The sequence below is a fragment of the Agriterribacter sp. genome, assembly GCF_035445465.1.
Taxonomy (GTDB): Bacteria; Bacteroidota; Bacteroidia; order Chitinophagales; family Chitinophagaceae; genus Agriterribacter.
The window spans coordinates 18368-32633 of record NZ_DAOMQT010000046.1; the positions used below are offsets into that span (position 1 = coordinate 18368).

At 43.0% G+C, this 14266-nt stretch carries 10 protein-coding genes and 1 pseudogene; 5 read left to right on the plus strand and 6 right to left on the minus strand.

The genetic code is table 11. The features are described 5' to 3' along the window. The first annotated feature begins 24 nt into the window (after positions 1-24). From PLE34_RS17185 to PLE34_RS17200, 4 genes and pseudogenes are all read left to right on the plus strand, one after another. The gene (locus PLE34_RS17185) at positions 25-621 is read left to right on the plus strand and encodes a hypothetical protein (RefSeq protein ID WP_324558964.1); all 597 of its coding nucleotides are present in this window, start codon (positions 25-27) and stop codon (positions 619-621) included. A gap of 60 nt (positions 622-681) precedes the next feature. Continuing rightward, positions 682-888: a hypothetical protein gene (locus PLE34_RS17190; RefSeq protein WP_324558966.1), complete on the plus strand. Its 207-nt coding sequence runs from the start codon at positions 682-684 to the stop codon at positions 886-888. A 44-nt stretch (positions 889-932) separates the two neighbouring features. Further along, a complete protein-coding gene (locus PLE34_RS17195; RefSeq protein ID WP_324558968.1) occupies positions 933-2294 on the plus strand; it encodes a hypothetical protein in 1362 nt (453 codons plus the stop codon). Between the two features lie 57 nt (positions 2295-2351). Then, positions 2352-2562 (plus strand): annotated as a pseudogene (locus PLE34_RS17200) (integrase core domain-containing protein); the annotation flags it as partial. 57 nt (positions 2563-2619) lie between these two features. Here the strand turns inward: PLE34_RS17200 and PLE34_RS17205 are convergent. The 3 genes from PLE34_RS17205 to ruvA all read right to left on the minus strand — a co-directional run bounded on the left by PLE34_RS17205 (position 2620) and on the right by ruvA (position 10857). After that, positions 2620-2832 carry a hypothetical protein gene (locus tag PLE34_RS17205; RefSeq protein ID WP_324558978.1) on the minus strand — a complete coding sequence of 71 codons (213 nt, stop codon included), beginning with the start codon at positions 2830-2832 and terminating at the stop codon, positions 2620-2622. A 156-nt stretch (positions 2833-2988) separates the two neighbouring features. Continuing rightward, positions 2989-10239 carry a T9SS outer membrane translocon Sov/SprA gene (sov, locus tag PLE34_RS17210; RefSeq protein WP_324558969.1) on the minus strand — a complete coding sequence of 2417 codons (7251 nt, stop codon included), beginning with the start codon at positions 10237-10239 and terminating at the stop codon, positions 2989-2991. Between the two features lie 33 nt (positions 10240-10272). Next, on the minus strand, positions 10273-10857 hold the full coding sequence (ruvA, locus tag PLE34_RS17215; protein ID WP_324558971.1) for a Holliday junction branch migration protein RuvA: 585 nt from the start codon (positions 10855-10857) through the stop codon (positions 10273-10275). A 325-nt stretch (positions 10858-11182) separates the two neighbouring features. Between ruvA and PLE34_RS17220 the strand changes: the two genes are divergently transcribed. After that, positions 11183-12175 carry a beta-ketoacyl-ACP synthase III gene (locus PLE34_RS17220; protein ID WP_324558972.1) on the plus strand — a complete coding sequence of 331 codons (993 nt, stop codon included), beginning with the start codon at positions 11183-11185 and terminating at the stop codon, positions 12173-12175. A gap of 109 nt (positions 12176-12284) precedes the next feature. On the opposite strand, the gene plsX is transcribed toward PLE34_RS17220, so the two are convergent. The 3 genes from plsX to PLE34_RS17235 all read right to left on the minus strand — a co-directional run. Continuing rightward, positions 12285-13229 (minus strand): phosphate acyltransferase PlsX, encoded by a 945-nt coding sequence (gene plsX, locus PLE34_RS17225; protein WP_324558974.1) that lies wholly within the window; start codon positions 13227-13229, stop codon positions 12285-12287. 232 nt (positions 13230-13461) lie between these two features. Then, complete coding sequence (gene rpmF / locus PLE34_RS17230; RefSeq protein ID WP_324558976.1) at positions 13462-13653, minus strand: 50S ribosomal protein L32; 192 nt, start codon at positions 13651-13653, stop codon at positions 13462-13464. 11 nt (positions 13654-13664) lie between these two features. Continuing rightward, positions 13665-14266, minus strand: a 602-nt coding sequence (locus PLE34_RS17235; RefSeq protein WP_324558977.1) for a YceD family protein, incomplete at its 5' end; no start/stop codon positions are given.

Here is a 14266-nt window from a genome sequence, read left to right on the forward strand (position 1 = left end):
TTAATACCTTATAATTTAATATGTATGGGCAGTCCTTGCTATCATTGTAATTTAACCAATCAACACCTGTGCATATACTGCCACGGTACAGGAAAAGAGCCGGGAGGAGGAAATGCATTAGGATGGATTATTTCGCTGGTATTTTTAATACCGGTAGCGGTTATTGCTGTCGTGTCCTCTCTTATTATTTCCCTGGTATTAAAGCTGTATGTACAGCGTATTGAGCCGGAATCTCCAAAGTTAGCATTTAGCAAAGCCTTTAGTCTGGCATTTAAAACCACTTTCCTGTATCTGATGGTAAATAGTATTATTTCCCTGATAATATATTTCATGCAAAGGCAAAATGCGGAAATACCTTTCCTGGATTTGGAGACTTTAAACCAATTCAATATATATAAGGTGATTTTCACTTCCCTTCTTTTGTATCAGGTACCCACAATCCTAATAACAGGAGCAGTGCTTCGCAGTAAATTGTCGGTCTATTTAAAGTTTAAAGGATTTTCGGGTTATGTAAGAGCTATTCTTTTTACAGGTGTGGTGATTATGCCGCTCCTCGCGGCAATAGGTTACGTAATAGTGCGTGTCATTCATGTCTATGCCTTTCAAACAGACCATTTTTAGTTTTCTAACAATTCAAATAATAAGAGTAACAAATATTCATTCATCAAAAAACAATTCACAATGGGTTACATACTTTTTGTTATCGGAGCAGCGCTTATCTATTTTGGGGCCAAACTAAAAATACCCGATAGCGGAAAAAAAATTGCTGAAGAGACCGTGGGTGGGGTTGTTGGTAAGAGTTTTAGAATATATGCAAAAGTGGTAATGATCTTCTTGGGGATCTGCCTTGTTTTTTGGGGCGGCTGCACTGCGGTTGTATTCCATTAATACGAATTACCCGGCTAAATAAATTTGTTATTTAAGTATATAGTATGAAAAAGATAATTTTCAAATATCATTTCCTTCCAGTCCTGTTTTTTTGCCTGGTGGGTTTTGCGGGCAAGACTCAAAATGTAAGTATTGCACAAAATGTAAATATTGAAGAAGGAGGGCTCAATATTACTTTCCCCGGCAGCAACTGGATGGGTGGCCTCCAGGATATTTCTGCGTTGGGAGTTGCGGGAGGAGCCAAATTAAAGGATGTTATTGTTTACTATTATATGAGGATGAAAGAGTCCGATATTTCCGGCAAATCAAAGGCGGGTGATTCCGAACCGGGTTCCTACCCGTCTGCCTCCATTTTTATAGATACAAAACCTGTTACTAAAACTGCTGCCGGTTATGCTGCTGAAAAAAACAGGCTCGAGAGTTATACCATCATTAAAACATATACTGCTCAAAATGCTGCTTCGCCTGTGCCAAACCTGCCGCAGGTGGTAGTGCATAAAGTTATCCAGCAGATACCTATGCCCCTGTTCCTAGGCACACAGTCAACCACCAAAGGGTATGTAGCTTATATTGTGAATCAAAAAAAAGGAATAAGCCTCACCATGTTTGTAAAGGAGGCTGAATTTGACAAATATGAAAAAGAGTTTGTCAGCATTCTGCGGTCTATAATATCCACGGCAGCGGCTGTACCGGAAGCTTTGACGGTGAATCAGCCGGTCGCGAAAACGATTAATGTTTGCGAGTATATGCCCCTTGGCTCGCGGATGAGCTATACCTATCTGAAAACAGGCGGAGAGTCCGGAGCACTTGGAGAACTGTCCGCTCTTTTGGGAGGCGGGAACCTCAGAAACTTTACTGAAGAATATACTTTCACAAAAAATAAAACGGTGGCAGGTAAGCAGTTCAAAGGATATCTTTTAAAAACAAACGATCAAACGAAGAACGGACATACACTTTACTTTAACTGTAGTAACAATGATGCCAAAACACATACGGAGATATATGAATGGGAAAAAGAGTTGGAAGGACAATTAACTCAAAACGGGATTCCCATACAGGATATCTACAATGATGTTTTTGTGGCAACCGGAAAATATGCTACCGTTACTCAATTAAAGGGCAGTATACCCGTAGGGGAAATATGGACGGAAACTGAATTTGTGAATGGCGTCGAAGCGAAAATAAGCACGTCCATTGAAGAAACGGGTTTAATCCTTGAAGTAAATGAAGAAACGTATAAGGATGTTATTAAAGTAGTAAAAACGATAGTGGCAGGAAGCGTTTCAATGCGAGAGGAAGTATATTACGCCAAAGGCATCGGTAGAATAAAAGTTTTAACTACAGCCTATACAGCTCTCGGCGAGTCGGTAAGTACGTATGAACTGGTTTCATATTCTATTGAGTAATCCTTACGTCGGATTTTTAGGTAAAAGCACAAAGTGACGGAAACAACCAATACTTTTGACATAGACCATACCAAAGCAAAAGCCCAAAAGCCCTCAAACCAATGGCATTTGTGAAAGTTTCCATAGAACAACACAGGAAGAGTTCTATGCCATCGCTTTTAGAAAAAAGATGTATGATTCACTGGATTTTTTACAAACTGACCTTAATGAGTGGCTTCAATATTACAATACAGAAAGGACTCACAGTAGCAGATATTGCTTCGGGAAAGGCATCCCTGCCTGCCGGCAGGCAAGTTCTATCCAATTTTTTATCCAAATTCCACCATCAGAAACAAACACCAGGCGATGTCCCCAACCTTCCATAGGATTCTATAAAGCTATCCATCTGTTGGGTAAAATCCTTGCTATTTCCCAAATGAGCCACATACTGGCAATGTCTTATCCAGCCTGATTTCCCGTTGGGGTCAATGCATGATCCACTCGTAAACATTCTGCCCACTATTACTTCTTTCCAGCCTTCATCACGGCTTAATAACATAAGTCATCTGCTTGTACATACAACACTTCATCCTTTTTTACAGGCTCTAAGGAAAAGCAGACTCTGTCATGGCAATCTTGATTTGGTTCTCTAAATTTACCTTTTTTATCGCGACAATTTTAAATGCACCCTTCCCATTCCAAATTTTAAATCCCTCTATTGCGCCAGCGATATATTTACCTGCACACCTGCCCTGGTAGTTACCATTGGCGCGGAGGAAGAAATATAGGGAATGGTTCTTTGCTGATCGAAATAGAATTTCAGTTGTATGCGGTTGCTTAACACGTAATCTATACTGGGGTTAATGGTAATTACTTTTTGTCCCTGAGTGGCAAAAGCATTGCTTTGGTCGAGCCGGCTATTGGAAGTGATGTTGTCTGTTACACTGAAATCAATAGTAAACTTCACATCGCTTTCCGCTCTTTTGCTGGTAGTATCCGAAGTTTTATTAAATAAATTTATATTAAAAGGAAGAGAGAAGCCGCGTACGCGCCACGACCCGTTGAAGCTTATACCCGAAGTGCGCATTTCGCTCAACTGGTAATCAATGAGGCTCAGGCTGAGCGTACGGCTTTTAATATACTCAAATCTTACCGACACCTGGTTTTTAAGTGAAAAATTAATGCCCAGCAAGGGCGAAAATTTTTCTTCTATGGTAATATTGGGCACTAAAAAATAAGGAATGAAATTATTGGAGGTGGTATCAAGAAATGATGGAAAGCCCAGCCTCCACCTGTCCTGGAAAAGCAGGTTGGAATTAAAGGCGTTCATGCCCAAAGAGCTTTTATAATCATGGGTCAGCGTAAAGTCATTAAATATTTTGCTTAACGATTCTATGCGGCTGAGACCTGCATATTCTATATGCCAGTTGGGTTTAGGCAGATAGCCCGAAAAAGGGTTAGACCTTACATTGGTGCCGCCTGTTTTTAATAACGATACCTGGTTGGGATCTTTATTGGTATATGCCGCAATAAAAGATGGGATGAGCACATCCTGCGCGTAACGGCTATAACCTAAGTAATAGCCATCGGAGCCTTTTACCTGGCTGTAAGGGTTTTTAACGCCTAACCGTTCCGACAAAATAATACGGTTGTTCTGGAATTGTTGAAAAGTTTCGCTGATCAGGTTAGGGTCAGTTTTTTTAAACAGGGTTTGAAAGGCAATATAGCTAATGCTGAAGCCGCCACCCGCGTATGGGTTAAGGTGACCGAACTGGCCGTTTCCAATAGTATCTTTAAACAGCTCGCTATACGTTCTGTTGAATGTTTTGCTCAAATTAAGATCAATACGCAGGTCGCGTACGGGTTCTAATTGCGCGGTAGCGTTAAATTGCTGGTCAAAGGTTTGGCGCGTCAGGTTATTCTGCAGACTGTCTCTTGATATTAATCCCTTTTGCGCTGCTTTATCAAGCCAGTTACTGGTAGGTTGTTTGCCCAAAATAAAGCCAAGCCCGGGCGCCATGCTGCCCCAGTTCTGCCCCAGGTATTTTGTGCTGTCGGTATAGCCCGGTATAAACGAAGTAGCGCCTTCACTGTAAGTAAAGTTAATCCGTTTAAGAGATGTGATGATTTTACCGATACCTTTCACAAAGCCATTCAGTTCGGGTAATTCGTTCGGATCGCGTTTTTTTCCGGTTTTCGAAGTATCGGCTTTTTGATTACCGACTGCCGGCGGTGGTTTAGGAGCGTTATCGCCCTGTTGCTCCAACGCCCTCAGTATCCTTAACTTGCTGTACAGCCTGTTAAAATCAAAATCAACCGTAGCAGATTTTGCATTGCTGTTTTGTATGGTATTGCCCAGGTTAATGGCCAGCCGCGATGCACCGATCCAGCTATAGGTTGTTTTATATGCAAGGTTGGCGTTTGTCCAGTCTAAAAGCGGCAATTTGGAAGTGGGTAAGGCATAGGTAAGATCCGCCCGCTGATTGTACAATACATTCCTTCCCCCTTTAAACAGGTTGCGGAATACCGTATCTTTTTTTGCCTTATTATCCAACCTGCCGGCGGGCTCATCTATCCTGGCGTTATTCATGGCCTCATAATCGAAATTCAGGGAACGCGTAATATCCCAGCGGTAATTATAATGCCTGTCGAAAGTGAAGAACTTATCGTAGGTTTCAGGTATTTTAAAAGGGCTGGGAGCCGTACCCGGAACATACACTTCACGGGGACGCAATGCGCCGAACTGCCGGTTAATATCCCAACGGATACCAATAAGCGAAGGGGTGAAGTTGAGGTTAAAATCGCGTATCGTGGCCAGCCATGCCGATTTACTTTTGAACATGTTTTTGAAGGGCTCCCACGATTTTACCTGGCCGGTATAATTGTATCCTATGCCTGCTTTGTATTTTTTGATCTCATTGTTTTCCACCAGCGGGTTATGCTGTTTAATGGAAGTATAGGAATAGCTGAGGTCGAGATTGGAAATGCTCCATAACCTTTGCCGCTTTCCTTCCGGTAATACCTTTCTTACGTTGGTGAAATTTACGGTTTTAATAGTGGTAATATCAATGGCTGCGTTTCTTATAGAATCTTTTAAATCTCCCTGCGCAGCCCCCAGCTTATCTTTTAGTTTGATGTCCATGTCGTAGGGGTCATATTCCGGGGTGCTGATGGTTTGGGAAATGCTGGCGTAAAAAGGAATTTCTATTCCTGCGCCACGGGGCAATAGTTTTCCTAACGCTAAGTTGGCAGCGGCATCGAACTGAACAAAATTATCTCTTGCTCTTTCATTTACCCTTTGTTCCAATGCACCAAAACCAACAGAATGCGTATTGCCCGAAAAGGTAAGGGTTCCCAAATCGGCCAGGGCCAGATCAACCCTGCCTACCGTTGCCCATCCGCCTTTTTCGTCAATCTGTGAAAGCCTGAGTTCGTTTATCCATACTTCGGTACAAACGGGCGATCCGGTGCCATCACCGGGGTTTTCAATGCCCACCAGGAATCCTTTTACTTCCCCGAAGTTGGGGTTGCCGATCACGGAATACATGCGGTTATCCACGGTTTTCCGGTAAATGGCATTGGGGTTAACTAATTGAAGGTTTCTTTCGGCTTTTAATTGCTCCAGTATGCCCAGGTCAAAGTCAAGGTTGTTTTCTTCCGGCCATATATCTGTATCAACAGTTGCGCCTGACGGTGTTATTTTAAGCGGAATTTTTATTTCATAAAAATTGTTGATGAAATCATTCCCGATCCTTATTACGGCATTAATTCTTCCATCGGGTAACGCAGGCTGCCCATTTACACTTTCGGCATGGATGAACATCATTAAGCGGCGATATTGCCGGATGTCTAAGTTCATGGTCTTAAACACGCTTCTTGATTCGCCATTAGGCAAATTACAGATCTGCATGTTCATGGATTGCTCATTCTGTAAAATATTAATACCACCGTTGCTGAGCGATTGTACTCTTTCAATACCGGGAGGCATGCGGTAGGGAACAGGTTGCCGGCGATCGTTTTCTTCAATATTAACCGCACCCACATTAAAATTTACCGGGTCTGTAGGACTGATGGGTTTATATATACCCGCCGTATCCAATTCATAAGTAAATTTTCTCCATTGATTTCTTACTAGTTCCAGCTTGGCAAAACGCAGTACGGTAGAATCTTCAAAACCGGTAAGGAACATCCGGATAAACTGAATGGACTTAAAATCGGGAATATTACCGATTTTTTTATCGTACGCATCAATCGGCACCCTAAACTGGTACCACATCTGGTTTTCTTTGCTTCCATTCGCGAGCTGTACGCTCACTTCTTTTTTATCAACAATAAAATTATTACCGATCTGCATTTCCGGATCGGTGGTGGGCTTAATAACTATGCGGTACTGGAAATATTCTTCATTTTCATTAAGGGTATTGTCTTTGTTCAGGTCTTCGGCATCGGGATACATGGTGGCTGCAGAAGAAAATTCCGAACTTCCTGATGAAACAGGGGAGTTGCCCTGCGGACCATTGAAATTTTTATAACGGCCAAGTATACCCGTATTGGATTGATCGTATGCGCCGTCCCGGTAGTAACGGAAATTGTCTGAGGAAGGATCGGACAGTGCCTGCTGGTATGCCGCTGAGCCGCTTCCTAATGTGCTTTCTAAGATTTGAAGATATTGCTGGTGTAGTATTTGTTCATCTTCATCCCTGTTACCGTCAAACCCTACATCCTGGTAGGGGCGGTCGTCGGGTTCATTGCTGAATGCCTGTGTAACCTGTATGGGGTTAACAGGAACGGTACCCCAGATGGAATTATCTGTTTGTGCCGGAATTTTAGGTGTGGGCAATCCGTTTTCATAGGCTCTCTTGCCATCTTTTAAAATATCTTCCGACACATTGCCTAAGTTGAAATACAGTTGTCCGCCGGCAGGGTTGGTGTTTTTAATAAATGGATCGAGTATCCAGAACTCTATGAATTCCACATTATTGGTTTCGAAATCCGTTTGGTCAATGGCGCGCATCATGCCGCCCCATCTTTTTACCGGGGTAGTTAATTTTCCCGTTCCGTCTATGCCGGTTGCGTCGTAGTTATAAGGGCCTCTTTCTTTTGGATAATAGGCCAGGTCAAATGTTACTAATTGATTCAGTCCAAAATCAGGCGTGCGCAGGGGAAATATTTCCGACTGGGATACCGCACGTACACGCGGATCAGAAAGTTCCTCTATATTATTCTGGAGCGGGTTATTAGAATTTCTTCTTTCCTGTAATACCGGTTCAATATTATACCATGCTAATTTCGCCCTGTTTTTGCCATAATCGTAATTATTATAAAGCCCGGCCTCAGGAAACAGCACATTCCCGTCTTTATCGGTAGCGCCAAGCGGTGTACTGGCCAAAGCCCAGCTTATAAGCGGGAAGCGCAGATCAATACTAGCCCGTGTTCCTTCAAAGTCGTCAATATAAATCAATCCGTTTTTGCCTTTCCCGATCTGCGGTGCATGCCCGGGAATAATTTTTGCCGCTTCACCAAAAGCGGTAATGGAAGAGATGCCTTCGGGTGTATAAAAAGGAAGCTTATCCAATAGTCTGTTCAGCCGCGGCACTTCGTTGCGGTAGCTGAAATCCATACCCAGCATGGTATTGCGTATTGGGTCTTCGCCATAGCCCATCTTGGTAAAATAAGGCCTTTCACTCAGCCGCACAGCAGTGGCGCCTATAGTAAGGTTTTTGTTTGCCAAGTAATCTAAGCGCAGTCCCATATAATTCCGCTGTTGCATACCAAATGCGGCCTGGTTCTCAAACTGCACATCTACGGGTATGCCCGAACTCAGGATGGCCTGGTTAAGTATCCTTACCGTTCCCAAACTATAATTTACTTCATAATCAGCCCCCTCCTGTAATGTTCGTCCTCCGGCAGAAACGGTTACGGATCCCTGGGGCACATTAAACGCATTCAATGATATTTCAGATTGCCCCATAGAGGAAGCCTTTGCCATTCCTTTCATTACAAACCGGTTCAGGTTGGCATAGGTTTGTGCTATGGCTTTAATGGTGTCGTATAATGGCAGGTAAAGATATTTTTGCTGAAGGGCGGGGTCGCTAAAGGCAAAAGCAAGGTCGCGGCCAAAAGGTTCCAGCACGGGAAACACGATCTGTGCTTTGTCTGACATAACGGTATAGCCTTCCATGAAGTCAAAAACACCATCGGGCTGCGGATCGTTCTGATTATTGAGCCGGTCGAGGTTAAGCAATGTAAGTAAAGGCACGCCCGCCTGGTCGCCTTCCGGCAGGTATCTCTTTTGCCCCCCTCCGGGTTCGTCGTACAATACATTTAACTGGAAATCAGTGCGGTCTAAGGATGAGAGGTAATCTCCGTTATCGCTTTTGAGCGTATAAATGTTCTTCATCATCAGGTCCCATATGGGTAGCTGGGTGCGGGCAGATGTGGCTTTTAATAATTTTAGGAACAGTACTTTTTGAACGCCGGAAGTGGAATCCACCGGGATATCCTGTGAAAACTCGCCCACCTGGTATACGCGGCCGTTATAGGAATACTGAAAGGCTACTGCCAGCACTTCGTTGGGTTGTAAGGCGCCGTTTAATGATACATAACCCAATTGCGAATTATACACATACTGGCTTGAATCGAGCTTGCGTGCAAAGGTTTTTTCAAAATCCTGTACCTGCCGTAAACCCATTCCTGTAAGATTGCCTACAATTAAAGAAGGATTTCTGTTTGACTGGTTGCCGGTAATCTGGCGATAGAGATTATTGGCATCGTTACCGGGCAATTCCTGGTCATTCCCGGATCCTCCCCACGGCCCGTAGGGGTTGGGCTCTGCAATATCCATTAAGCCCACAATATCCCTGGTATCGGTGGTAGTGCCACCCATTCTGTTGGTTACCCATACTTCCATACGCATTACCTGCACCTGCGAGCTTATTACCGGCAGGGTCTTCATGGCGTCGTTGTACTTTTTGTTGAAGTATTGCGCTAATAAAAAGTGCCGGTTCTCATCATAATCATCACCTCTCACCGTAATTTGCGATGTAGATGCGCCTCCCTGCAGCGCTCTTGACTGTCTTTGTGATTTTTGAGTGGCAAATACGCCGGTTACCCAAAGTTTTCCAAACTGCAACTGTGTTTTTATACCAAAAAGCGATTGAGCCCCCGGTATTAAAGTGCCTTTGGATGCAAAACTGGTATTGCCCAGCTCAATTTTCTTAATGATTTCGTCTGCGGTGCCTGTATATTCCAGCTTCAACTGGTTTTCCCAGTCAAATGTAGACTGCGTATTATATGAAATGGGCAGTTTTACCTTGCTGCCGATATTGGCAATTACGTTAAGGTTTGCCGCCATATCAAAATCAAAGCCCCCGTTTTTGCGGGCTCTTTCCGGCAGGGTGGGGTTTTTGATGTTTTGACCCTGGTAGCCGGCTGTTATGGTTACGTTGCCCTGCGGGCGAATATCAATTTTTCCGTTTCCAAAAAGGCGGTTGAACAAATCGTCTGTGGCAGTGAGTTTTGGACGCAGCAGGCTCCTGTTCAACAAGCTGACTGTATTGGCGCGTTGCCTGAAATAATCATTTTCCTGCTTTCTTGCCTGTATCCTGGTAAATTCTTCAAAAGTGAGCGAAGTGGGCTTGCGATAGTATTTGTTCCCGATTTTTTCAATGATGTAATACTTTTTCTCTTTAGGGTCGTAAACAATAGAGTCGGTTATATTGGCGGGATCTTTAAGATCAAAACCACGGAGACGTGTTGAAGTAAGCTGATCACCCCGCCTGTCTGAAATAGGGTATTTTAGCGTGTCCTGGATGGACAATGAATCTTCGGGGAGGGGTATAGTATCCTTAAGCTGGTATGAATTACCGGCGTGCGCAGGAGCAGCGGATACCACCACTGTGCCAAACGCTGATATTGCAGCAATACATACTATTATACGAAGTATGTTCCGGTTTCGTAAAGCCAATTTTCCCTTCTTGTTTAGTAGGTAGATTTTTTCTCAAATAAGCTGCAATGCTTTTTTAATTAATGTTTCCAGATTTTCAGTAGAGGGAGCGGATGCAGCGGCTTTTTTAATGGCACTTTCCGCTACGTTGCGAACAATGCCCAGTGCCACCAGGGCATTTAACGCATCCTGTTCCAAAGTATTGTTTATGAGGGCAGAACCTGTGGTTTCAAAACTGGTTTTGCCCATTTTATCTCTCAGCTCAAGTACAATCCTTTCTGCTGATTTTTTGCCTATACCTTTTATTTTTTCTAAACGAAAGGTATCTCCCTTTACAATAGCCTGCGCCAGTTCATCGGGCTGCATGGCCGAAAGCATCATCCTGGCTGTTGATGTACCTACGCCGTTTACACTGATGAGCTGGGTAAATATATTTTTTTCAGCCATATCGAAAAAGCCATATAAGGTATGGGCATCTTCTTTTATATGAAGCCATGTATATAAAGAGCCTTTTTCAAGCGATTGTATTTTTGAATAGGTATTAAGGCTTACCTGCACTTCATAGCCAACTCCATTAACGTCTACATGCACCACTGCGGGAGATTTATATACGAACTTACCTGTTACAAAAGCTATCATCTCTTACTTTAAAGAGGGCAAAGATAAAGGATTGTGTTTGCAGAAAGGAGGCTAATTCCTGTTTACTGCCCTGATAAAAATGACTTCTTTTTTGGAAATTAATATTTCCGGAGTTCCATGCTCAATTTTTAAGCCGGAAATGCAAAGAAAGGAATATTATCGGGGCAATGGGTTGAACGCTATGTTTATATGAAATCGTATGCTATTTGGAAATGGTTGTTATACAACTCATTCCGGGAACATTAATTATTCAGAAAAGCGTTGTCCGAAGATTTGGTTTATTACTATAATTGTATTTTCGTGCCCAATTTTGAAATACAAGAATATGAGTTCAACAATTACTGCCGCTATTACTGCTGTTGGCGGGTATGTACCTGAATATCGTTTAACCAATGCTGAACTGGAAAAAATGGTAGACACCAATGATGAGTGGATACGTACCCGCACCGGAATAACAGAAAGAAGAATATTAAAAGGTAAGGATCTTGGTACATCTGATATGGTAGTGCCTGCGGTGCAGGAAATTTTAAACAAACGAAAAATAGGGGCAGATGAAATAGACTGTTTAATAGTGGGAACGGTAACGCCCGATACCATATTTCCTTCCACAGCAAATATTGCCTGCCATAAGCTGGGCGCGGTAAATGCATGGGGCTTTGACCTGGCGGCCGCCTGTTCCGGGTTTTTATATGCATTAACTACGGGGGCTGCCCTGATCGAAAGCGGAAGATACAAAAAGGTTATAGTAGCCGGGGGCGATAAAATGAGCGCTATAGTTGATTATAGCGACCGTACCACCTGTATTATTTTTGGAGACGGTGCAGGCGCTGTTTTACTGGAACCCAATACAGAAGGATATGGTGTGCTGGATAGCATTTTAAGAAGCGACGGCGCCGGGGGGCATCACCTGCATATGAAAGCCGGCGGATCTTTAAAGCCTGCTTCCATAGAAACGGTTACCAATAAAGAGCATTATATATACCAGGAAGGGCAACCTGTATTTAAACATGCAGTAAGGGATATGGCCGATGTGAGCTATGAATTAATGCAACGCAACAACCTCGGCGCCGACGATGTGGCATGGCTGGTTCCCCATCAGGCTAATAAACGCATTATTGATGCTACGGCTAACCGCATGGGGCTTCCCCATGAAAAGGTAATGCTGAATATTCAAAAATTCGGTAATACTACTGCGGGTACTATTCCGCTTTGTTTATGGGAATGGGAGGGCCGGTTAAAAAAAGGAGATAACATCGTATTGGCTGCTTTTGGCGGGGGTTTTACCTGGGGGTCTACATTGATTAAGTGGGGATATTAAATTATTTATAGTTTGTTGTTTATAGTTTATTGTTAGCTGTATGTGGGTTATAGCATGTTCGGGTAATCTCCATCCCTATTTATTGCCGCAGTAACCCGGACGGAATCCATCATTGTGATTTGAAGCTCTTCTTTATTTTTTCAATAAGGTCTATTTCAACTATTTTTTGAGCCATCAGTATCATATTTTTAAAAGATGGTCCATGTGAGATGCCGTGCCCGATGATCACGGGCTTATTAACGCCCAAAACCGGAACGCCGCCATATTGTTCAAACTCAAAGCGGTCAAAATAGGCGTCATGAATATTGCGGCGTTTAATAATATCGTATATACTTTCTGCCATTTTAAGCATCACGTTACCTGTAAAGCCTTCGCAAACGACTACATCGGATTTGTCTAAGAAAACATCGCGCCCCTCTATATTGCCAATGAAGTTGATCAGGTGATTTTCTTTAAGCAGAGGATAGGCAGCCTGTGCAAGCAGGTTTCCTTTGCCTTCTTCCTCGCCGATATTCAGCAGGGCAACGGCCGGATTTTCAATATTCCATACGTGCTGCACGAATAAGGAGCCTAATACGGCAAACTGGTTAAGGTTTTCGGGTTTACAATCAGCATTGATCCCGGCATCTAATAAAAGCCCCAGCCTGCCATTTTCGCGGGGCATATATGCACCAATAGTAGGGCGGCTTACGCCTTCTATTGGTTTGATGCTGTATAATGCACCTACCAGCATAGCACCGGTATTGCCCGCACTAATGATAGCATCGGCCTTCCCGGAAGCCAGTAAATGAAAACCTATTGCAATAGAGGAATGTTGTTTTTCTTTAAGCGCCTTTGTAGGGTGCTCGTGCATATCAATTACCTGCGAAGCGTGAATGATGGTAAAACTACCCGGCTTTAGCGGGTATTGCTGTAAAAGGGTTTGCAGTTGCACTTCATCTCCTATTAAAAGAAGATGCGCCGGATCCGGTGCTTCTGATAAGTATGACAATGCTCCTTTAACAGCTTCTGTTGGTGCGAAGTCGCCACCCATCATATCTAAGGCGATGTTCATGCGGCAAATTTGAGGAAAATCTGAAAAATACAAATCCCAAATCCAAATAATATTTTTTATCCGGAGTTGGGAACTATACCGAGTGCTGCGTTAATTGTAATATGTTGTATTGTACGCTGAAGTGAATAGTGAGCGGTGAATAGTAAATTCACCATTGCCTGTTCACGTATTCCTTATCGCTATCACAAAATGATACAGCATATTATGGGTAACTTCATGCTAAATAGAAAAACTATTTAATCGGCGATTTTTCTACTACTACTTTTCCTTTATAGTAGAGCTTTCCTTCGCTTACATGTGCACGGTGGCGTACATGCGATTCGCCTGTTGCACTGTCTTTGCTTAACGTCACGGTCTCAGCTATATAATGTGTCCTTCTTTTTGCACTGCGTTGCTGAGAGTGTCTGCGTTTTGGATTGGGCATAACACTAAATTTTAATTGTTTCTGAATTTATCCAGATCTTTCCAGATCGGGTTTTCATTTTCTGTATTGCGTTCGTTTAGTTTCCTGAGCATATCCAGCGCTTCCTGGTTACATTTCGAACTGCCATCGGGGCTTTCCCCACATGTTCGTTGTAATGGAACACTCAGGTTAATAAATTCATATATCCAGCCTGCTACGTTAATATGACTTTCCGTTCTTGAGATATAATAAACATCCGGGTCTTCTTCGGAGGCATTCATCTCATCCGGGCTGTCTGTCATTTTAACCAATACTTCAAAATCATCCCACAGGCTCTTTTCTATGGTGTTGCCACATAAATCGCATATCAGGGTAACCGTTCCTCCTATCTCAAATTTAAGCATGAGAAAAGAGGGTTGTTTATCCAGGATCATCTTTACAGTAACCTTTGCGTCTGTAAAATCCTGGGGCTGGTAATCTGCAAAGAACTTATCATCTATCTCATAAACATATTCATGCTTTCCCGGCTTTAGCCCCACAAAAGCAATCTCATATTCATGCCGGTTCGCCATGCTTTTTGTTTTAAGGTTTGCAAAGGTAGTGAAATCAGGCGAAATAATACAATGATAAAAAA

Excerpts from the sequence above, each read along its gene's own strand:
- PLE34_RS17195 (WP_324558968.1), top strand. The coding sequence starts at position 933 with ATGAAAAAGATAATTTTCAAATATCATTTCCTTCCAGTCCTGTTTTTT.
- PLE34_RS17190 (WP_324558966.1), top strand. The coding sequence starts at position 682 with ATGGGTTACATACTTTTTGTTATCGGAGCAGCGCTTATCTATTTTGGG.
- ruvA (WP_324558971.1), bottom strand. The coding sequence starts at position 10,857 with ATGATAGCTTTTGTAACAGGTAAGTTCGTATATAAATCTCCCGCAGTG.
- PLE34_RS17205 (WP_324558978.1), bottom strand. The coding sequence starts at position 2,832 with ATGTTATTAAGCCGTGATGAAGGCTGGAAAGAAGTAATAGTGGGCAGA.
- rpmF (WP_324558976.1), bottom strand. The coding sequence starts at position 13,653 with ATGCCCAATCCAAAACGCAGACACTCTCAGCAACGCAGTGCAAAAAGA.
- PLE34_RS17185 (WP_324558964.1), top strand. The coding sequence starts at position 25 with ATGGGCAGTCCTTGCTATCATTGTAATTTAACCAATCAACACCTGTGC.
- PLE34_RS17220 (WP_324558972.1), top strand. The coding sequence starts at position 11,183 with ATGAGTTCAACAATTACTGCCGCTATTACTGCTGTTGGCGGGTATGTA.
- plsX (WP_324558974.1), bottom strand. The coding sequence starts at position 13,229 with ATGAACATCGCCTTAGATATGATGGGTGGCGACTTCGCACCAACAGAA.